Source organism: Kitasatospora sp. NPDC057595 (genome assembly GCF_042800875.1).
Classification (GTDB): Bacteria; Actinomycetota; Actinomycetes; order Streptomycetales; family Streptomycetaceae; genus Kitasatospora.
On the sequence record NZ_JBHVGL010000014.1, the window covers coordinates 34,193 to 55,212 of the forward strand.

Annotated in this window: 16 protein-coding genes; 13 read left to right on the forward strand and 3 right to left on the reverse strand. The window is 74.8% G+C overall.

Translation table 11 applies throughout. The features are described 5' to 3' along the window. Positions 1–95: 95 nt before the first annotated feature. Entirely contained in the window at positions 96–1,202 is a 1,107-nt protein-coding gene (locus ACFU9E_RS21395; RefSeq protein ID WP_380680626.1) for a serine/threonine-protein kinase, read from the reverse strand. 224 nt (positions 1,203–1,426) lie between these two features. Here ACFU9E_RS21395 and ACFU9E_RS21400 point away from each other — a divergent pair, with 224 nt between their 5' ends. From ACFU9E_RS21400 to ACFU9E_RS21425, 6 genes are all read left to right on the forward strand, one after another. Then, positions 1,427–2,155, forward strand: a complete 729-nt coding sequence (locus ACFU9E_RS21400; protein ID WP_380680623.1) for a DUF5995 family protein — start codon at positions 1,427–1,429, stop codon at positions 2,153–2,155. Positions 2,156–2,249: 94 nt separating this feature from the next. Next, positions 2,250–2,966 (forward strand): flavodoxin family protein, encoded by a 717-nt coding sequence (locus ACFU9E_RS21405; protein ID WP_380680620.1) that lies wholly within the window; start codon positions 2,250–2,252, stop codon positions 2,964–2,966. Between the two features lie 175 nt (positions 2,967–3,141). Further along, positions 3,142–3,945, forward strand: a complete 804-nt coding sequence (locus ACFU9E_RS21410; protein ID WP_380680617.1) for an ABC transporter ATP-binding protein — start codon at positions 3,142–3,144, stop codon at positions 3,943–3,945. Continuing rightward, positions 3,945–6,446, forward strand: coding sequence for an ABC transporter permease (locus ACFU9E_RS21415; RefSeq protein WP_380680614.1), 2,502 nt, complete (start codon positions 3,945–3,947; stop codon positions 6,444–6,446). The genes ACFU9E_RS21410 and ACFU9E_RS21415 overlap by 1 nt, the downstream gene beginning before the upstream one ends. A gap of 249 nt (positions 6,447–6,695) precedes the next feature. Then, on the forward strand, positions 6,696–7,922 hold the full coding sequence (locus ACFU9E_RS21420) for a sensor domain-containing protein (RefSeq protein ID WP_380680665.1): 1,227 nt from the start codon (positions 6,696–6,698) through the stop codon (positions 7,920–7,922). Beyond that, entirely contained in the window at positions 7,874–8,518 is a 645-nt protein-coding gene (locus tag ACFU9E_RS21425; protein WP_380680611.1) for a response regulator, read from the forward strand. The genes ACFU9E_RS21420 and ACFU9E_RS21425 overlap by 49 nt, the downstream gene beginning before the upstream one ends. A 41-nt stretch (positions 8,519–8,559) precedes the next feature. Here ACFU9E_RS21425 and ACFU9E_RS21430 read toward each other — a convergent pair whose 3' ends face one another. Then, a complete protein-coding gene (locus ACFU9E_RS21430) occupies positions 8,560–10,020 on the reverse strand; it encodes a sensor histidine kinase (protein WP_380680608.1) in 1,461 nt (486 codons plus the stop codon). Then, positions 10,013–10,690 carry a response regulator transcription factor gene (locus ACFU9E_RS21435; protein WP_380680605.1) on the reverse strand — a complete coding sequence of 226 codons (678 nt, stop codon included), beginning with the start codon at positions 10,688–10,690 and terminating at the stop codon, positions 10,013–10,015. The genes ACFU9E_RS21430 and ACFU9E_RS21435 overlap by 8 nt, the downstream gene beginning before the upstream one ends. Positions 10,691–10,838: 148 nt before the next feature. On the opposite strand from ACFU9E_RS21435, the gene ACFU9E_RS21440 reads away from it, so the two are divergent. The 7 genes from ACFU9E_RS21440 (at position 10,839) to ACFU9E_RS21470 (ending at position 21,006) form a co-directional block, all read left to right on the forward strand. Beyond that, positions 10,839–11,489, forward strand: a complete 651-nt coding sequence (locus ACFU9E_RS21440) for a DedA family protein (protein WP_380680602.1) — start codon at positions 10,839–10,841, stop codon at positions 11,487–11,489. Between the two features lie 132 nt (positions 11,490–11,621). Further along, positions 11,622–12,290, forward strand: a complete 669-nt coding sequence (locus ACFU9E_RS21445; protein ID WP_380680599.1) for a phosphatase PAP2 family protein — start codon at positions 11,622–11,624, stop codon at positions 12,288–12,290. A 171-nt stretch (positions 12,291–12,461) separates the two neighbouring features. After that, positions 12,462–13,808 (forward strand): family 2 encapsulin nanocompartment cargo protein terpene cyclase, encoded by a 1,347-nt coding sequence (locus ACFU9E_RS21450; protein WP_380687550.1) that lies wholly within the window; start codon positions 12,462–12,464, stop codon positions 13,806–13,808. Between the two features lie 15 nt (positions 13,809–13,823). Then, a complete protein-coding gene (locus ACFU9E_RS21455; RefSeq protein WP_380687548.1) occupies positions 13,824–14,705 on the forward strand; it encodes a geranyl diphosphate 2-C-methyltransferase in 882 nt (293 codons plus the stop codon). A 244-nt stretch (positions 14,706–14,949) separates the two neighbouring features. Next, entirely contained in the window at positions 14,950–15,921 is a 972-nt protein-coding gene (locus tag ACFU9E_RS21460; protein ID WP_380687546.1) for a hypothetical protein, read from the forward strand. Between the two features lie 136 nt (positions 15,922–16,057). Next, positions 16,058–17,971 carry an HSP90 family protein gene (locus tag ACFU9E_RS21465; RefSeq protein WP_380687544.1) on the forward strand — a complete coding sequence of 638 codons (1,914 nt, stop codon included), beginning with the start codon at positions 16,058–16,060 and terminating at the stop codon, positions 17,969–17,971. Next, entirely contained in the window at positions 17,971–21,006 is a 3,036-nt protein-coding gene (locus ACFU9E_RS21470) for a hypothetical protein (RefSeq protein ID WP_380715246.1), read from the forward strand. The genes ACFU9E_RS21465 and ACFU9E_RS21470 overlap by 1 nt, the downstream gene beginning before the upstream one ends. The last annotated feature ends 14 nt before the right edge of the window (positions 21,007–21,020 follow it).

Below are 21,020 nucleotides of genomic sequence, written 5' to 3' on the forward strand. Positions count from 1 at the left end.
CGCACCGCAGGTGTCCGGGCGTGGCAGGTGCCACCGTGCCATCCAACCAGGCCCGAGGCTGAACCGGGACCGTTCGGGTGATCGTCCGGGAGGTTCTAGAGCGCGGGCCTCGACGCGTAGGCCTTGCGCAGTTCGTCGGCGACCCGCCGGGAGGCCGGCACCCGGGGGCGAGCCGGTGCGGCGGGCGCGGGGGGTTCGGGCTCGGGCGCCGGTGTCTCGGGGATCTCCTCGACGGCCGGCGGCTCCGCGAGGACGGCGTCCGTGCCCGGTGCCGGTACGGCGAGATTCCGCAGGCGGTCCTCGACCTCCGGGGTGAGCCGGGCGGCCCCCGGGCCGCCGCCGGCCGTGCGGGCGATCAGCGTCTGCCGGGCCGCGGCCGCGGTGACACCGGCAGCGGACATCACGGCGGCGCACGCGTCCGCGACCTGCTCCAGCGTCGGCCGGTCCTGCGGCTCGTGCGCGAACACGGCCGTGAGCAGAGGCAGCAGTGCCTCGGGCACGCCGGACAGGTCGGGAGCGTGCTCGGGGCTCGCGACCTGGGCGACGATCGACTCCCAGCGGGTGCCGTCGTACGGAAAGTGGCCGGCCGCCGCGTAGAGGAGGACGGTGCCGAGGGCGTACACGTCGGCCGCCGCGGTGACGTGAGGATGGCCTGCGGCCTGCTCGGGCGGCATGCACCGCACCGTTCCGACGATCATGCCGCTGTGCGAGAGGGACTCGTGCGTCGCATCGGTGAACGCTGCGAGCCCGAAGTCGATGATCACCGGGCCGTAGTCGCCCATGATGACGTTCTGCGGCTTCATGTCGCGGTGCAGCAGGTCGGCGGCGTGAACGGCGGCGAGCCCCTCCGAGAGCAGCGCGCCCAGACTCGCGACCTGCACCGCCGGCAGCGGACCGCGGGCGTCGATCTCCTCCAGCAGGGTGCGGCCCGGGACGTAGTCCATGGCCATCCACGGGCGGTCCGCGTACGGGTCGGCGTCGAGGAAGCGTGCGACCCGGCCGGTGCCGACCACCTTCCGCGCGGCCCGTGCCTCCCGTTCGAAGCGTTCCCGGGTCAACGGGTCCAGCCGGTCCGCGCGGATCAGCTTCACCGCGACCGGGTCCCCGGCGGGAGAGAAGGCGAGGAACACCTCTCCCATGCCGCCGGATCCGAGAGTGGACGCCACCGTGTACCGGCCGATCCGCTCGGGCACTCCCGGCATGCGCACACCCCTTCGTGGTTTCGCGGCGTGGCCACCGCCGTGGACGCCGGTGGCCAGATTAATGGGAAGGGCCCGGGAGTCGTGTACGGAGGGGACGAGTCTCCCGGCGCCGGGTGGATCGCCGGTTCGGGTGATGGGCGGCGGGGTGTGCGCCGGTTCGGTGGGGCGGGCGGGTGGCGGTGTGTATAGGTGGCAGCCGGAGAACGCCAACGGAAGGGGACGCCATGACCCAGTCGGTCGCGAGGGCCGCCCGGAGCACCGAGGACGTCGTCGCCCGGATGCGGGGGATCGGGGCGGGGCTGGACCCCCGGGACGGGGTGGCCTGCTTCAACCGGGCGTACCTGGCGGTGATGGAGCTGGTCGGGCAGGGGTTCGCCGCCGGGCGGTTCGCGGACCGGGCGTTCGCCGAGCGGCTGGCCGTGGTCCTCGCCAACCTCTACTTCGACGCGGTGGACGCCGCCGCGGCCGGGCGGCCGGTGAACCCGGCGTGGCAGCCGCTGTTCGAGGCCCGGGGGAGCCGGAAGGTGTGGCCGGTCCAGTTCGCGTTCGCGGGGATGTACGCGCACGTCAACCACGACCTGGCGCCCGCCGTCGTCGCGACGTGCATCGAGTGCCGCACCACGCCCGACACGCCGCCGGTGCACGCCGACTACCTCGCGGTCGGCGAGCTGTTCGCGCGGGTGGAGGCGCAGGTGCGGGCGGAGTTCGGGGCGCGGATCGGCCGGGTGGCGCCGGAGGCGGCGCAGCCGCTGGAGCACATCGTCTCCGGCTTCTCGGTGGAGCGGGCCGGCGAAGCCGCCTGGGCGGCCGTCCAGACGCTCTGGCACCAGCGCAACATCCGCCCGATGTACGACGCCACGCTCGCGGCGGTCACCGCGAGCACCGCGCTGGCGGGGCGGATGCTGGTCACACCCGTGCTGTCGCCGGTGGAGGAGCGGGACGGGGAGGGGTGAGGAGCCTCCGGTCGGCGGAGTCCGGCGGGCGGCCGGGTACCGGCCGGGGTGGACTGGTGGCATCCCCTGACGGAGACCCGAAAGGCTGACGACCATGTCCTCCCCGCCCGCCGAGTACGGCGACCTGAGCGCCCTGGTGATCAACTGCACGCTCAAGCGCTCGCCCGAGCGGAGCCACACGCAGGGCCTGATCGACGTCAGCACCGGCATCCTGGAGCGCCAGGGCGTCGCGGTCGACGTGGTCCGCGCGGTGGACCAGGACATCGCCACCGGCGTCTGGCCGGACATGACCGAGCACGGCTGGGAGACGGACGAGTGGCCCGTCCTCTACAGCCGGGTGATGGCCGCCGACATCCTGGTGCTGGCCGGGCCGGTCTGGCTGGGGGACAACTCCTCGGTGATGAAGAAGGTCGTCGAGCGGCTGTACGCCTGCTCGTCGATCCTCAACGAGCGCGGCCAGTACGCCTACTACGGCCGGGTCGGCGGCTGTCTGATCACCGGCAACGAGGACGGCGCCAAGCACTGCGCGATGAACGTGCTCTACAGCCTCCAGCACCTCGGCTACACCGTCCCGCCGCAGGCGGACGCGGGGTGGGTGGGGGAGGCCGGGCCGGGGCCGTCGTACCTGGACCCGGGGTCGGGCGGGCCGGAGAACGACTTCACCAACCGCAACGCCACGTTCATGACCTGGAACCTGCTCCACCTGGCCCGGATGCTCAGGGACGCCGGCGGCATCCCCGCGTACGGCAACCAGCGCTCGGAGTGGGACGCCGGCTGCCGCTTCGACTTCGAGAACCCCGAGCACCGCTGAACCGGCCGCGCCGCGCCGCGCCCGCCCGGTTCGGCGGCCCGGTCCGGCGGCCCGGTGGTGGAGAAACCTCTACTCCGGATCCGCCACACAGCGTCACTGTGCCGGAGCGCCCCCGTTCCTAGCGTGGTCAGCAGCGCGCGTGAGGCGCGCGGTGGACCCGGTGGTGGGAGTTCGAGTGCTGACGCAAGGGATCGGGCAGGGGACGGCGGCCGTCCGTCTGGTGGCCGTCGAGAAGGTCTACGGCAGGGGCGACAACGAGGTGGCCGTGCTCAAGCGGCTGAGCCTGGACTTCGCCGCCGGCAGCTTCACGGCCGTGATGGGGCCCTCGGGGTCGGGAAAGAGCACCTTCCTGCACTGCTCCGCGGGTCTGGTGAAGCCGACCCGGGGCACTGTGCTGATCGGTGACACCGACCTCGCGGACCTGGACGAGGTGGGGCTGACCAGGCTGCGCCGCGACCGGATCGGCTTCGTCTTCCAGTCGTACAACCTGCTTCCGGCGCTCACGGTGCGGCAGAACATCGTGCTGCCGTCGCAGTTGGCCGGCCGGCGTCCGAACCGGAGCCAGGTCCTGGCCGTGGTCGACCGGGTCGGGCTCGCCGACCGGCTGGACCACCTGCCCGGGCAGCTCTCCGGGGGGCAGCAGCAGCGGGTGGCGATCGCCCGGGCGCTGGTGACCCGGCCGGCCGTGGTCTTCGCCGACGAACCGACCGGCGCGCTGGACACCCGCACCGCCGCGGCCGTGCTCGGCCTGCTGCGGGAGACGGTGGACGCCGGCGGGCAGACGCTGGTGATGGTCACCCACGACCCGGTGGCCGCCTCCTACGCCGACCGGGTGGTCTTCCTCGCCGACGGCCGCTTCGCCGGCGAGCTGCACCGGCCGACCGCCGAAGCCGTCGCGGCGCGGATGACCAGGCTCGGCGCCTGGAACGACGCGACGGTCCCGGCCTCCGCCGCCGCCCACTCGGAGGGTGGCCGCTGATGCTGCTGCCGGCTCTGCGCACCCTGAGGTTCCGCAAGGCCGGGTTCGCCGCCACCTTCGTGGCGATGTTCCTCGGCTCCGCGATCGTGATGGCCTGCGGCGGCCTGTTGGAGACCGGCCTGCGGATGGCGGTCGCGCCGCAGCGCCTGGCCGGGGTGCCGATCGTGGTGACCGGTCAGCAGACCCACGGCTCCGCCGCGCTGACCGAGCGCAACCGGACCGGTCCGGGGGTGCTCGACGCGGTCCGGGCGGTTCCCGGCGTCGGCGCCGTGATCCCCGACCTGTCCTTCCCCGCGACCGTGGTGGTGGACGGCAGGGCGGTCGACGCCGGCTCCGTCGGCCACACCTGGAGCGGCGCCGCGCTGACCCCCTACACGCTGACCCGGGGCTCGGCCCCGGGCAGCGGCCAGGTGGTCCTCGACACCGGGCTCGCGGCCGACGCGGGTGTCACGGTCGGCTCCGCCCTCCAGCTCACCGTGCACGGCGTCACCCGGACGTTCACGGTCTCCGGCACCGCCCGCCCGGACACCGGCCGCGCGCTCGGGCCGACCCTGTTCCTCTCCGACGACCAGGCGCGGCAACTGGCCGGATCCGACGGGCGGTTCGACGCCATCGGGGTCCTGCCCGCGCCCGGCGCCGACGTCGCGGAACTGCGGCGGGCCGTGCGGTCGGCGGTCGGCGGCGCGGCGGTGGTGCTCACCGGTGAGCGGCGCGGTCTGGCCGATCTGCCGGGGGCACTCGCCGGCGGGCCGACCGTGACCGTCCTGGCGGCGATCTTCGGGAGCTGGGCGGTCCTGATCGTCATGTTCGGCGTGGCCTCCACGCTCGGGCTCTCGCTGCGGCAGCGGGCGCGCGAGACGGCTCTGCTGCGGGCGATCGGCGCCACCTCCCGGCAGGTGCGCCGGATGGTCCTCGGGGAGACCGCCGTGCTGGCGGTGCTCGCCGCCGCGCCGGCGGTCGCGCTCGGCTCCGTCGTCGGCAGGCTGCTGTTCGGGCAGCTGGCCGCCAACGGTGTGGTGTCCGAGGAGGTCGTCTTCCACCAGGGCCCCCTGCCGACCGCGGCCGGCGCCTGCGCGGCGATCGCGGCCGCCCTCGGCGCGGCGCTGTTCGCGGGCCGCGGGGCCGCGCGGACCGAGCCGGTCGCGGCGCTGGCCGAGAGCGCAGTGCCGACCGGGCGGCTCACCCGGACCCGCCTGCTGTCGGCGGTGTTCCTCCTGCTCGGCGGCGTGCTGCTGGCGGTCGTCACGGCCACCGTGATGGCCGACGGTCCGACCCTGGCGAGCACCGCCGGGCCGGCCTCGGTCCTGTGCGCGATCGGCCTGGCGCTGCTCGCCCCGGGGATCACCAGGGCGGCCGTGGCGGTGCTCGGCCGGCCGGTCCGTGCGCTCTGCGGGCTGTCCGGGTACCTGGCGCAACGCAACGCCGCCGTCCACCACGTCCGGACGGCGGGCGCCGTGGCCCCGATCGTGCTGCTGATCGGCATCGCCACCGGCACCCTGTACATGCAGGCCACCGAGGACGACGTCTCCGCCGCGAGCCGCGTGGGCGGCGTCCCGGCCGACCACGTGCTCACCTCCTCGACCGGCGGCTTCGCACCGGGCGTGGTCGATTCGGTCCGCGCCCTCCCGGGGGTGGCCGGCGCCTCCGAACTGGTCGGCTCCACCGGCTTCGTGGACTCCGCCGGCGGCGGCACCGTGGACCTGCGCGGGGTCTCGGCCGACGGCGCGCGGCAGACCGTCGCGCCCGAGGTGCTGGACGGGTCGATCGGCGACCTGCGCGGCAACACGGTGGCCCTGTCGGAGCAGCGGGCGGAGGACTTCGGCGTCCGCGTCGGGGACACCCTGCGGATCCACTTCGGTGACGGCGACGCCGCCGACCCGAGGGTGGTGGCCACCTACGCCGGTGGCCCGCAGGAGCGGTACCTGCTGCTGCCCGCCGACGTGCTGGCCGCGCACACCACCGCCGGGCTGCCGACCGAGATCCTGGTCCGGGCGGAGTCCGGCGCCGACCCCGCCCGGATCCGGTCCGCGCTGGACGGTGTGGCGGCCGGGCTGCCCGGCACCGCGGTCGCCGACCGCTCCGCGCTGACCGGTGCCGACCACCGGATCGAGCAGATCCTGGCCTCCTCGAACTACACCGTCGTCGCCATGATCGTCGGCTATGCGGCGATCACCGTGATCAACAGCCTGGTCGTGGTGACGCGCGGGCGCCGGGGCGAGTTCGGTCTCCAGCGTCTGACGGGTGCCACCAGGGCCCAGGTGCTGGGCATGCTGAACGTCGAGGGCGCGCTGATCGCCGTCGTCGCGACCGTCCTGGGCACCGCCGCCTCGGCGGCCACGATCGTCCCGTACAGCCTGGTGAAGGCCGGCTCGGTGCTGCCGCGGGGCTCGATCGGCATCTACCTCGCGATCGTCTTCGGCGCGCTCGTCCTGGTGCTCGGCGCGACCCTGCTCCCCTCCTGGCGGGGCATGCGGACCGCGCCGGTCGAAACGGCCCGCTGACCGCCGCGCGACCGCGTTCTATGCCGTGGCGCCCGTCGGGGAAACCCGCTAGCCTGACCAGCCGGAACGATTTGGACGTACGTACGTATGAAGGGGTCGGGCTCGCGGGACCGCCGCCGTCACCGCCGTCAGGGAGGGACGATCGCTCAGGTGTCAATCGCTCACCGCAAGGGCCTGCAGGCGTTCCCCGCCCGACTGCGCGGGGCCGGGGAAGACCTGGTGGCCGGCGTGCTGATCGCCCTGGGCGCCATGCTCTCCGTCTGCCTGTTCGTGGTCACCGGCTACTTCGTGATCCTCCTCGTCATTGGGATCGGCGCGGCGGCGCTGCCGATCCTGACCGGGTGGGTCCGCCGGCTGTGCAACGCCAACCGGCGTGCGGCCGCCCGGGTGGGGGTCCTGGTCGACGTTCCCTACCGGCCGGAGCCCCCGGAGTTCGAGAAGGACATCGTGGGCTGGATCCGCCGCTGCAAGTGGATCCTGACCGACCCGGCCAGCTGGCGGGACCTGCTCTGGCTGCTGCTCAACTCGGTCGTCGGCATGATCGGATTCCTGCCCGCCGCGGTGCTCTACTACGTGCTCGAAGGGCTCGCGCTGGCCCTCGGCCTGTGGCGGCCGGTCCTGCGGGCGCAGGGCAGCCCGCGCGCGTACCTCTTCATCCCGGTCCAGAACCGGCCCACCGCTCTCCTGGCGGCGCTGGCGGCCGTGGCGCTCTTCGCCGTCTGGGTCCGGTACGGCCGGCTCTTCCTCGTCGTGCACGCGCACTTCACCCGTCTGCTGCTCGGCCCCACCGAACGCTCCCGGCTCGCCCTGCGGGTCCGGCACCTGGCCGAGACCCGGTCCGGCGCGGTGGAGACGGCCGCCGCCGAACTGCGCCGGATCGAACGCGACCTGCACGACGGCGCCCAGGCCAGGCTGGTCGGCCTCGGCCTGACCCTCGGGGCGCTCGAACGCCACCTCGGCGGCGAGTCGGAGGAGGCCCGCAGACTGCTGCGCGACGCCCGGGCCTCGTCCGTCGCCGCCCTGCGCGAGCTGCGCGACCTGGTGCGCGGCATCCACCCCCCGGTGCTCGCCGAACGCGGCCTGGCCGACGCGCTGCGCGCCCTCGGCCTGGCCAGTCCGCTCCGGACCGAGGTGGTGGTGAGCCTCCCGGGCCGGGTGCCGCCACCGCTCGAATCCGCCCTGTACTTCGCGGTGTCCGAGCTGCTGACCAACGCCCTGAAGCACTCCGGCGCCGAGCACGTCCAGGTGCGTGCCTGGCACGACGGCGCCGTGCTGCACGCCCGGGTCGCCGACGACGGCCGCGGCGGTGCCGACGCCGCCGGGGGAACCGGCTTGCACGGCATCCGCCGCCGGCTGGCCACCTTCGACGGCACCCTCGACGTCGCCAGCCCGCCGGGCGGCCCGACCGCGATCACCATGGAGATACCGTGCGTGTTGTCCTCGCCGAAGACCTCTTCCTCCTCAGGCAGGGGCTGATCCAGCTGCTGGACGCGTACGGCTTCGAGACCGTGGCGGCCGTCGACAACGGCCCCGACCTGCTCGAAGCCGCCGCCCGGCACCGGCCCGACATCCTGATCGTCGACGTCCGGCTGCCGCCGACCTTCACCACCGAGGGACTCCAGGCCGCCCTGCGGGCCAGGCGCGAGATCCCCGGACTGCCGATCCTGGTGCTCTCCCAGCACGTCGAGCAGATGTACGCCGGGGAGCTGCTCGCCGACGGCACCGGCGGCATCGGCTACCTGCTCAAGGACAGCGTCTTCGACAACGAGCAGTTCATCGACGCGGTCCGCCGGGTGGCCGCCGGCGGCACCGCCATGGATCCGGCGGTGATCTCCCAACTGATGGTGAGCCACGCCCGCGACGAACCGCTCGGCTCGCTCACGGCGCGGGAACGCGCCGTCCTGGAGCTGATGGCCGAGGGCTGCTCCAACACCGCGATCGCCCAGCGGCTCTTCATCACCGAGGGGGCGGCGGCCAAGCACATCTCGAACATCTTCGCCAAGCTCATGCTGGCCCCGGACAGCGACAGCAACCGGCGCGTGCTGGCGGTCCTCGCCTACCTCAACGCCTGAGCCGGCCGGCATCCCCCGAGCCCGGTGGCCGGCCACCGGGCTCAGCGGGCCCGGGTGCGCGGCAGCCGGGCGCGGAAGGTGACGCCGTCGGGTCCGTCCTCGACGGTGAGCGTCCCGCCGTGGAGGGCGGCGATGTCCCGGGCGATGGGCAGGCCGAGGCCGGTGCCGCCGTCGTCGCGGCTGCGGGCGTCGTCGAGCCGGGTGAAGCGTTCGAAGATCCGCTCCCGGTCGGCGGGGTCGATGCCGGGGCCGTCGTTGGTGACGTCGAGGACGGCGTCGCCGGTGGCGGTGTCGGTGGACAGTCGCACGGTGACCCGGCCGCGGGCGTGCCGCCGGGCGTTGTCGAGCAGATTGGTCAGCAGCCGGCCGAGCCACAGCGGGTTGCCGTCGACGGTGACGGGCCCGGAGGCGTCGACGGAGACGTGGACGGTGACCGGACGGGCCTGCGGTCCGCCCGGGGCGACGCTCGCGCGGACGAGTTCGGCGAGGTCCACCGCCTCGCCGGGGCGCTCCTGGCCGGTGGTGTCGAGCCGGGCGAGGAGCAGCAGGTCGGCGGCGAGGGCCTGGAGGCGTTCGGTGTCCTGGAGGGCCCCGGCGACCAGCTCCTGCCGCACCTGCGGGTCGGGGTGGGCGAGGGCGACCTCCAGCTGGGTGCGCAGCACGGTGAGCGGGCTGCGCAGCTCGTGGGAGGCGTCGGCGATGAAGCGGCGCTGGCGGGTGCCGGCGGCTTCGAGCCGGTCGAGCATGGCGTTCATGGTGCGGGCCAGACCGGCGATCTCGTCCTCGCTGCCCGGGACCGGGACGCGCCGGTCGAGGTCGCGGTCACCGATCGCGGCGACCTCGGCCCGGATCGCCTCGACCGGGCGCAGCGCCCGGCCGGTGGCCCGCCAGGTGAGCACGCCGACGGTCGGCAGCAGGACGGCGCCGAGGCCGGCGAGGGCCGCGGTGGTGAGGTCCTCGGCGGTGTCGACGGTGCGCAGCGAGGCGCCGACCCGGACGGTGACGGGGCCGGTGGGGGTGTCGGCGGTGAGGGTGGTGACGCGCTGGTGGTGCTCGTCGCCGAGGAAGCCGAGGTCGAAGGTGCCGCGGCCGGCCCCGGCGTCGGTCAGCGGCGGATGGCCGGCGAGGTTCTGGCTGGCGGCGACCACGGTGCCGGCGTGGTCGGTGACCTGGATGAAGTCGGTGCCGTGGTCCAGGGCGAGCTGGGCCGGCAGGTGGCCGCCGGAGGCGAGGCGGGCGACGGCCTGGGCCTGCTCGCGGGCGCCCGTCTCGACGGTGCGTTCGAGGTTGGCGCGCAGCAGCAGGAGCACGGCGGCGGAGGCGACGAACAGGACGACGGCGACGCTCGCGCAGGCCGCGAGGGTGGTGCGGGTGCGCACGGAGCGCGGCGCGAGCCGGTCGAGCAGCGCGGCGGCCCGGGGGTGCCGGGCGAGCCGGTGCAGCAGGGCGCCGGCTCCGCGCGCCGCGCCGCGTCGGCGGGCGGGGTGCGTCGGATCAGCCACCGTCGGCCGCCAGCCGGTAGCCGGCGCCGCGCACGGTCTGCACGGCGGCGCGGCCGAACGGGGTGTCGATCTTGCGGCGCAGCGCGCTGATGTGCACCTCGACGGTGTTGGGGTCGCTGTCCGGCCCGCTGTCCCAGACCTGTTCGAGGATCTCGCGTTTGGAGACGGCCTCGCCGGCCCGGCGGGCCAGGTGGTCGAGCACGGCGAACTCGCGCGGGGTCAGCGCGATGCCGGTGCCGGCGCGGGTGCAGGTGCGGGCGGCGGAGTCGACGACGAGGTCCCCGAGCACGGTGCGCCGGGGGGCGCGGGTGCCGATGCGGCGGGCGAGGGCCCTGAGGCGGGCGACCAGGACGACGAAGGAGAACGGTTTGGACAGGTAGTCGTCGGCGCCCGTGTCGAGGGCCTCGGCCTCGTCCCACTCGCCGTCCTTGGCGGTCAGCATCAGGATGCCGGCGTCGCTGCCGGCGGCCCGCAGCCGTGAGCACACCCGGTAGCCGTTGAGGCCGGGCAGCATGATGTCCAGCACGATCACGTCGTAGGCGTGCTCGGTGGCCCGGGCGAGGCCGGTGAGGCCGTCGTGGGCGAGGTCGACGGTGAAACCCTCGGCGGTCAGCCCGAGCCGCAGTGCCTGGGCCAGCCGTCGTTCGTCCTCCACCACGAGTACGCGCATGTCCCCAGGGTGGCAGGTGTCCGGGCCGGTCGGGGGCGGGGGCCGTGCCGTCTTCAGCGGATCTTCAGCATCGGCCCGCCATGCTGGCGCTGTCGTCCGGGTACCGGGCCCGGACCGTAGCGCTCCCGCTCACGGAGAGGTCCCGACCATGCCGTCGCCCTCGGCCGCCCTGCTGGCCGTCAACCCCCTGGACGCCGGATCGCTGCTCGGCGCGTTCGGCGCGCTGGGCATCGCCGTCGTCCTGTTCGCCGAGACCGGGCTGCTGGTCGGCTTCTTCCTGCCCGGCGACTCCCTGCTGTTCACCGCGGGCCTGCTGTGCACCACCGGCACCCACAGCGGCCCCCACCTCAACCTCGCCCAGGTCCTGGCCGCCTCCGCCGTCGGCGCCCTCGCCGGGGCCCAGACGGGCTACGTCATCGGCCGGCGCGGCGGGCGCGCCCTGCTCGCGCGCTCCCGCAACAAGCGGCTGCACGAGGGCGCGATGCGGGCCGAGGAACTCCTCACCCGCTACGGGCACGCCAAGGCCGTCGTCCTCGCGCGTTTCGTCCCGGTGGTGCGCACCGTGCTCAACCCGCTGGCCGGCGCGCTCGGCGTGAACGTGCGCACCTTCACCCTGTGGCAGGTGGTCGGCGGCCTGGTCTGGACGTTCGGCCTCGTCCTCGCCGGCTACGCCCTGGGCTCCTCGGTGCCGAACGTCGACCGCTACCTGCTGCCGATCGTCGCGGTCGTCGTGGTGCTCTCCCTGCTGCCCCTGCTGCTGGAGCTGCTGCGCTCCCGCCGCCGGGCCGGGCACCGGTGAGCACGAGGGCGGTCGCGGGCCGGCTCGGTCGTCCGGACCCCGGCTCGCTGCTCCGCCCGCCACCTCGCCCGCTACCCTGGCCGCGCGGAGCCGCGGACCGGTGGCCCGGGCACGGGCAGGAGGGCTGAGCCGATGGGCGACCGCATGACGGGGCGACGGTGGCCGGCCGTGCTCGCCGCCACCTGGGCGGCCTTCGCGGTGCTCGCGGTGGTGGTCGCCGCCCACGGCTGGGCACCGTTCGCCTTCGAGCGGTCCGCCGTCGACTGGGGCACCGCCCACCGGCCGCCGCTCGCCCGCGCCGTGGCGATGGCCGTCACCTCCCTCGGCACCGACCTGTTCCCCTACCTGCTGGCGCTGGCCGCGGGCGTCCTGATCGCCCGGCGCGGCGCCGGATCGCCCCGGTCCCGTTGGGCGGTGGCCCGGGCGCTGCTCCTGCCGGTGCTGTGGCTGGCCCTGGGGCAACTGCTGCGCCAGGGCCTGATGCACGCCTTCGGCCGGCCCCGGCCGCCGGAGACGGACTGGGCGTTCAGCGCCTCCGGCTTCGCCTTCCCCTCCGGGCACGCCTTCACCTCCGCCCTCTGCGCCGGCCTGCTCGCGCTCGCCGTCGCCCGCGTCCGCCCCGCCGCCACCCGCCCGGCCGTCGTCGGCGCGGTGCTGTTCGCGGGGGCGATCGGCCTGACCCGGATCTACCTCGGGGTGCACTGGCCGCTGGACGTGCTGGCCGGCTGGCTGCTCGCCGTCGGCTGGCTGGCCGCCGGCGCGGCCGCCTCCTCGCTGCTGCCGGAGCACGCGCGGCGGTGACACGGCGCGGAGCCGGACCGGCGCTCCGTCGGTACCGGAACGATCCTTGTAAAGCGGCCCCGCCAACCCGGCGGGGCCGCTTTGCCATTGGTGGCGGTCCGAACCGATCATCGGATGCGCCATTTCAAACGCGACTGATGTGAACGTTCACCCTTTCGAGTGCACAGGATCATGGGAAGCGGCCCAGATCGTTCCGCCCCGCCTACGGTTGGGCCCAAGCGAGACGGGACCGCCGCAGCAGCGCGGAGATCCCCTCTTCCCGGGGCGGAGGCGACGGCCGACGACCCGTCATGGCCCGTCCCCCTTCACAGAGGAAGGTTCTCCCATGCCCGTGGCCACGAGCTACGAGACACCGCCGGCGTCGCAGCGGCAACCGCACCCGTTCCGGCGCGCGGCGGTGCGGTCATGAGCGGGACGGTCCTGGAGCAGCTGCTCCGCGGGCCGAGCGGGATCGGCACCGCCGGACTGAACCTGACGCGGCGTCAGGTCGCGGAGGCGCCGGCCGGGGCGGTGGCGGAAGTGCCGTCCGGCAAGCCGAAGTCCGGCGACCCGGTCCCCGGCCTGTACTTCCACCCCGTGGCCGAGCCGGACGCCGAGCGGGTGGCGGAGGTGAACCGCCGGATCAAGCTGTGGGCCGAGGAGATCGAGCTCTACCCGCCGGACTGGGAGGACCAGTTCGACGGCTTCTCGGTGAGCCGGTACATGGTCGCCTGCCACCCGGACGCCCCGAGCGTCGACCACGTCATGCTCGCCACCCGGCTGATGGTGGCCGAGAACGCCGTCGACGACTGCTACTGCGAGGACCTCGGCGGCTCGCCGGTCGGCCTCGGCAGCCGGCTGCTGCTCGCCCACACCGCCCTCGACCCGGTGCACACCACCGCGGAGTACCAGGGCGGTTGGCAGGAGTCGCTGCTCTCGGACGCGCCCCGGCGGGCGTACCGCTCGGCGATGGAGCACTTCACCGGCGCGGCCACCGCCTCCCAGGCGGACCGGTTCCGGCACGACATGGCGCGGCTGCACCTCGGCTACCTCGCCGAGGCCGCCTGGGACCAGGAGGGCCACGTCCCGGAGGTTTGGGAGTACCTGTCGATGCGGCAGTTCAACAACTTCCGCCCCTGTCCGACCATCACGGACACCGTCGGCGGCTACGAGCTGCCCGCCGACCTGCACGCCCGCCCGGCCATGCAGCGGGTCATCGCGCTCGCCTCCAACGCCACCACCATCGTCAACGACCTGTACTCGTACACCAAGGAGCTGGCGAGCCCGGGCCGGCACCTCAACCTGCCGGTGGTGATCTCCGAGCGCGAGGCCGTCGGCGACCGCGACGGCTACCTGAAGGCCGTCGAGGTGCACAACGAGCTGATGCACGCCTTCGAGGCGGAGGCCGCGGCGCTGGCCGCCGCCACCCCCGTCCCGGTGGTGGTGCGCTTCCTGCGCGGGGTCGCCGCGTGGGTCGACGGCAACCACTACTGGCACCAGACCAATACCTACCGCTACAGCCTGCCCGACTTCTGGTAACCAAGGAGCTGAACCGTGTCCGTCACCGACACCACCCCCGTCACCCGCACTGCCGTCCCCGGGCCGGCCACTCCCTACCAGGGCGACATCGCCCGTTACTGGGACCATGAGGCCCGGCCGGTGAACCTGCGTCTCGGCGACGTGGACGGCCTTTACCACCACCACTACGGCATCGGCGAGGTCGACCAGTCGGCGCTGGGCGACCCGGACGACAGCGAGCGCGAGAAGAAGCTCGTCGCCGAACTGCACCGGCTGGAGTCCGCGCAGACCGACGTCCTGCTCGACAGCCTGGGCGACATCCGCCCCGAGCACACCCTGGTCGACGCGGGTTGCGGCCGCGGCGGCTCGATGGTCATGGCCCACCAGCGCTTCGGCTGCAAGGTCGAGGGCGTGACCCTGTCGGCCAAGCAGGCCGAGTTCGGCAACCGGCGGGCCAAGGAGCTCGGCATCGACGACTCGGTGCACGCCCAGGTCCGCAACATGCTCGACATGCCGTTCGACAGCGGTACGGTGCGGGCCTCGTGGAACAACGAGTCCAGCATGTACGTCGACCTGCACGACCTGTTCGCCGAGCACTCCCGGATCCTGTCCGTCGGCGGCCGGTACGTGACCATCACCGGCTGCTGGAACCCGATCTACGGCCAGCCGTCGAAGTGGGTCTCGCAGATCAACGCCCACTTCGAGTGCAACATCCACTCCCGCCGCGAGTACCTGCGCGCGATGGCCGACAACCGTCTCGTCCCGAACGCCGTCGTCGACCTGACCGCCGCCACCCTCCCGTACTGGGAGCTGCGGGCCACCGTGCCGTCCCTGGTGACCGGCATCGAGGAGGCGTTCATCAACTCCTACAAGGACGGCTCCTTCCAGTACCTGCTGATCGCCGCCGACCGGGTCTGACCCCGCGTCGCCGTACGGCGAGGACCCGGCCCGGCCGAACGACGGCGGGGCCGGGTCCTGTCGTCCGGTCCGGCCGGGTCCGCCGCCCTCCGGCGGGGCCCGGGCGGGGGCTCCCGGAAGAGGGCTGCTCACCGGGACGTCGGTGGCACGTGATATGCAGTGCATCATCCGATTGGCCACTGCGAGGCCATACGAACGATGCCGACGACCGTGCCGGTCGACGAGGTCTCAGGGGGGCCGCACCATGTCCATTTTCCGCCGCCTGACCGGGCGGAAGACGCCGCGCGCGCTGCCTCCCGTGCTCGACCTCTCGCACGGCGACGAGGAACTGCGCCGGCTGCGCGCCCTCGCCGACGCCGGCGACTGGGCCGCCCTCGGCCCCGCCCTCGCGGCCGTCCCCGACCAGGGCGAGCTGACCTGGCTGGTGCACCGGATCTCCGACGTCGAGGGCACCGAGGAGTGGCTCGCCAAGGCCGTCGCCGAACGGCCCGAGGACACCCTGGTGCTGCTGCTCTCCGGTGCCCGGCAGATCGCCTGGGCCTGGGACGCCCGCACCGGCGCCCGCGCCAAGCACGTCACCGAGGACCAGTGGCGGCTGTTCGGCGAGCGGCTGGAGACCGCCGAGGAGCAGTTGCTGGAGGTGGCCGAGCGCGAGCCCCGCTGGCTCGCCCCCTGGTTCTTCCTCCAGATCGCGGCGCGCGGCGCCTCGCTCGGCCGTACCGTCGCCACCACCCGCTTCGAGGCCGCGCTGCGCCGCGATCCGGAGCACCAGGCCTCCCACCAGCAGCGCCTCCAGCAGCTCTGCGCCAAGTGGGGCGGCTCCCACGAGGAGATGCACGCCTTCGCCCGCGCCGCGATGCTCGGTGCCCCCGAGGGCAGCCCGCTCGGCGAACTGGTCGCCCTCGCCCACCTGGAGCACTGGCTGGACCTGGCCGACGGCGAGGACCACGCCTACCTGACCGGCCCCGCCGTGCGCTCCTCGCTGCGCGAGGCGGTGCTGCGCTCCGTGCTGCACCCGGCCTACCGGCGCCGGCGCGACTGGCGGGCCACCCACAACGCCTTCGCCATGGTGCTCTCGCTGGCCGACGAGCGCGAGCTCGCCCACGCGGTGTTCGCCACCCTCGACGACGTCGTCACCGAGTGGCCCTGGTACTACCTGGGCGGCGACGAGGCCGACAACTTCCAGGTCCACCGGGACCGCTGCGTGCCGCGCTGAGCCGGCGCGACCAGCCTGCACAGAGCCTGCACAGATCCTGTAGAGCGGCGCCCGAACGCGCCGCCCGGCGGCCCGGGCCGTCCCGCCCCGAGGCCGCCGAAGTCCGACCCGCCCCTTGCGATCGAAAGAGCCACCGGTGTCCCCATCCGAGAACCCGACGAGCGCGCACACCTTCCAGGTCGACCTGCGCGGCCTGGTCGACCTGCTCTCCCACCACCTCTACTCCAGCCCCCGCGTCTACCTGCGCGAACTCCTGCAGAACGCGGTCGACGCGATCTCCGCCCGGCAGGCCCTGGACCCGTCCGCGCCCGCCGCCATCACCGTCCGCGCCGACGGCGAGCTCAGCATCACCGACACCGGCATCGGCCTCACCGAGCAGGACGTCCACACCTTCCTCGCCACCATCGGCCGCAGCTCCAAGCGGGACGCCGACGGCCGCCTCGACGGCGACGGACTCGCCCGCGCCCGCGGCGACTTCATCGGCCAGTTCGGCATCGGCCTGCTCGCCTGCTTCGTGGTCGCCGACGAGATCACCGTCGTCACCCGCTCCGCCGCGACCCCCGACGCCCCGGTCATCGAGTGGCGCGGCGGCTCCGACGGCCGCTACACCATCCGCACCCTGCCCGCCGACGCCAAGCCCGAGCCCGGCACCACCGTCCGCCTCGCGCCCCGCGCCGACGCCGCCGAGTGGACCCGCGCCGACCGGGTGCTGACCCTCGCCCGGGACTTCGGCAGCCTGCTGCGCCACGAGGTCACCGTCATCGACGGCCGCGGCGACGCCACCCGGGTCAACCACACCCCGCCGTGGGCCGCCCAGCACGGCTCCCCGCTGGCCCGGCGCGAGGCGCTGGCCGCCTACTGCCGCTCCACCTTCGACTTCACCCCGCTCGACACCATCGAGCTGGACCTCCCGCTGGTCGGCCTGCGCGGCGTCGCCTACGTGCTGCCCGATGCCGTCCCGCCGTCGCGCCGGGCCGGCCACCGGGTGCACCTCAAGGGCATGCTGCTCTCCGACCACGCCGACGAACTCCTGCCCGACTGGGCGTTCTTCGTGCGCTGCGTGGTCGACACCGACGGCCTGCGGCCCACCGCCAGCCGGGAGGGCCTGTACGCCGACGAGACGCTCGCCGCCGTCCGCGACGCGCTCGGCGCCCGGATCCGCGACTGGCTCACCGGCCTGTCCGCCAGCGACCCGGCGCTGCTCCACCGGTTCATCTCGGTGCACCACCTGGCTGTCAAGGAACTCGCCCGCTACGACGACGAGTTGCTGCGGATGCTGCTGCCCTGGCTGCCGTTCGAGACCACCGACGGCAACGTCACCCTGGACGAGTTCGCCCGCACCCACCCGGTGGTGCTGGTCACCCGCACCGTCGAGGAGTTCCGCCAGGTCGCCCCGATCGCCGGCGCCGCCGGCCTCGGCGTCGTCAACGGCGGCTACACCTACGACCGCGACCTCGTGCACCGGCTGCCCGAGATCCGCCCCGGCACCTCCGTCGCGGACCTCGACCCGAGCACCGTCACCGCGCACCTGGACACCGTCGACCCGGCCGCCGAACTCGCCGCCTCGGCCTTCCTGACCACCGCGCGCGAGGTGGTCGGCCGCTTCGACTGCGACGTCGCCCTGCGCAGCTTCCACCCGACCAGCGCGCCCGCCCTGCTGCTCGACAACCGGGAGGCCCGGCACGAGCGCACCCGCGCCCAGCTCGCCGACGAGGCCGACGGACTGTGGGCCGACATCCTCGGCTCGCTGCGCGCCGAGGTGCCCCGCGCCCAGCTCGTCCTCAACCACCTCAACCCGCTGGTCCGGCGGGCGGCCTCGATCGGTGACCGCGAACTCGCCGTCACCGCCGTCGAGACGCTCTACGGGCAGGCCGTGCTGCTCACCCGGCGGCCGCTGACCTCCAGCGAGAGCGCGCTGCTGAACCGCTCGTTCATCAGCCTGCTCGACCACGCGATGCTCGGGCACGAGGCCGCGTCCGGCGGCTCCGGCGGCGGTGGCGGCACCGGCGGCGCTGGCGGCACCGGCGGCTCCGACGCGAAGGAGGCGTGATGCTGAACAGCATCGACGCGGTGATGGCCGCGCTGCGCGAGAACGACGACCGCCCCTACGGGCGGCAGCGGACCGTCACCGCCGAGGAACTCGTCGACGCCGCCGAGCAGTTCGACGACACCGCGGTCCGCTCCATGGCCCTGCTGGAGCTGATGGAGGCCTACGAGTACGACGGCGAGCGGAGCAAGTCCCCGGTCGTCTTCGCCCGCGTCCTCAAGCTCTGGGACACCGACCCGGACGGCTTCGGCGAGTGGTCGCAGCAGCAGGTGTTCTGGCGCTTCAAGTGGGTCGCCACCTCGCTGCTCGGCACCCCCGACGTGCCGCTCGCCGCGATCCGCCGCTGGCACGACGAGATGCGCAGCCGCTACCGCGCCGCCGGGCACGGCCTGCAGCCGTACTACGCCCAGCGCTTCCACCTCGCCGCGCACCTCGGCGAGGACGTCCAGGACGCCTACGAGCTGTGGGCCGGGCGCCCGCGCACCGAGCTGAGCGACTGCCACGCCTGCGAGATCCGCGCCCGCGCCGTCCACCACCTGCGCCGGGGCGACGACGCGACCGCGCTGGACGTCTGGCGGCCGGTGCTCAGCGGCGAGGCGACCTGCGCCGAGGAGCCCTACGTCAGCCACGCCCAGGCGCTGCTGCCGCTGCTGCGCCAGGGCCGGCTCGACGAGGCCCGCTCCAGCCACCTGGTCGGCTACCGCTTCGCCCGCGGCAAGAGCGGGCTGGCCCGCTCGGTCGGCCTGCACATCGAGTTCTGCGCGCTGTCCGGCAACGAGCCGCGCGGCCTGGAGCTGCTCGCCGAGAACCGCGACCTGTTCGGCATGACCGGCGACCCGGTCAGCCGGCTGGACTTCCTCACCGGCGTCGAGGTGCTGATCGCCGGCCTCGCCCGGGCCGGGCACGGCGAGCTGACCGTCAGCGGCCCGCCCGGCGCGAGCTGGACCGTCGACACCCTGCTCGCCCACCTGCGCACCGAGGCGGACGCGCTCGCCGCCCGTTTCGACGCCCGCAACGGCACGGCGGCGGTCAGCGGCCGGCGCCGCGACCGGCTCGCCCGCCGGCCGCTGCTCGCCGAGCCGCTCGCCCTCGGCGTGCGGGCGGCGGCCGCGCCGGAGCTGGCGGCCGTGCCGGTCGTCCCGGCGGTCCCGGCCCGGGAGACCGAGCCGGAGCCGGAGGACTTCACCGCGCTGGTGCTGCGCGCCCGCGAACTGCAGCTGGTCGGCCACCCGGACGCGGACCGGCTCTGGAAGCGGATCGCCGAGCGGTTCACGGCCGCCGAGGAGGACGCCGTCGAGGACGGCGCCGTCGAAGGGCTGCTCGGCGCGGAGGCCGGGACGCTCGGGCAACTGCGTGCCGAGCTCACCGAGCGGCGGGCGCACGACGCGCTCGACCGCGGCGACTGGGAGGAGGGCGCCGCGCAGCTGCTGGCCGCGGGTGGGCTGTTCCGGCGGGAGGGGCTGCTCGGCCGGGCGCTGGCGGCCCGGACCAGGGCGCTGGTCGCCGAACTCATCCGGGAGGACCCGGAGGACGGGGAGGACGGGGAGGGTACGGAGGCCGACGGCGCCGGTGGGGCGGTCGCGGTCGCGCCGTCCGCGCCGGTCATCGACTGGGCGGCCCTGGACGCCGCGCTCGTCAGCGCCGGGGAACTGGCCGCCGCGCCGGCCGCCGACGGGGCGCCGGGCATCACCGACGACGACTACCTGGTCGTCCTCCAGTGCCGCGCCTACGCCGCCCACCAGGAGCTGGTCCGGGCGCTGCCCGGGCGGCCGGACCAGCCGCCCGCCGAGCAGGCCGCGCGCTTCGAGGCCGCCGTCACCGCCTACCGCGACGCGGCCGCAGCCCGTGGCTCCGTGCGCCGGCTGGCGGTGGCCCGCCAGTACGCCGCCGACGCCGCCGCCCGACAGGGCCGGACCGATGAGGCGGTGGAGGAACTGCGCTACACCATCGCCGAGTTGGAGCGGGGCGGGCAGCCCTGGCACACCCCTCGGGCGTACGGCCTGCTGGGTCAGGCACTGCTGCAGAGCGGCGAGCAGGCCGAGGCCGTCGAGGTGCTGCACCGCGCCCTGGCGGCGGCCGCCCGCTGGGCCGACGACTCGTACCCGTTCGCCGCCACCTATGTGATGGCCGGGCACGCCAGCGCCCACCTCGGGGACACCGGCGCCGCGATCCGGTCGCTCTCCGAGGCCGCCTCCCGCTTCGACCGCAAGGGACCGGGGGCCGCCGAGGACGCCGCCCGGACCAGGCTGCAGCTCGCCGACCTGCTGACCGGCGCCGACCGGACCGCCGACGCGGTGGCCGTCCTGGAGTCCGTCCTGGCCGACGGGGCCACCGCCGGCCTGGACGAGCGGGTGCTCGCCCAGGCCCGGCTGGACCTGGCGCGCGGCCTGTTCGCGCTGGACGAGGACCGTGACGCTGCCGAGGAGTTCCTGCGGCTGGCCGCGATCCTGGAGGGCTGGACCGAGGACCTCCACCTGCGCACCATGGTCGCCTCGGAGGCGGCCGTCGCGCTGGTGCACGCCGACCGCTGGGAGGCCGCGCACGCCGCCCGCACCCGGGCGCTCGCCGCGCACGAGCAGTGGCCGCAGCCCGGCCCGGTCTCCGCGATGCTGCGGCAGTTCGCCCGGCTCACCGCGCAGAAGGAGGGCCCGGACGGCGTGGAGTCGGCGCTCGCCCGGCTGGCCGAGGCGGACGCCGTGCGCGAGCGACTGGAGCGTGAGGAGCCCGGGGCCGAGACCTGGTACCCGCGCGCCGCCGTCCACTACGAGCGGACCCGGGTCCACGCGGTGGCCGGCCGCTACGAGGAGGCGCTGGCCGAGGCCGAGCGGGCGATCGCCGCCTACGAGGAGGGCGGCGAGCAGGCCGAGACACCGCGCGCCGAGGCCGTCCGGCTGGCCGCGTTGATCGAGGGCACCGACCTCGGCCGCGTCGCGGCGGCCCGTCAGCGGCTGACCACCGCCGCCGAGCGGTGCCGGGCGCACGGGCTGGAGGAGGCGGCGGAGATCCTCACCGACCTGCGCGAGCGCCTCGCGGACTGACGGCCGGGGCCCCT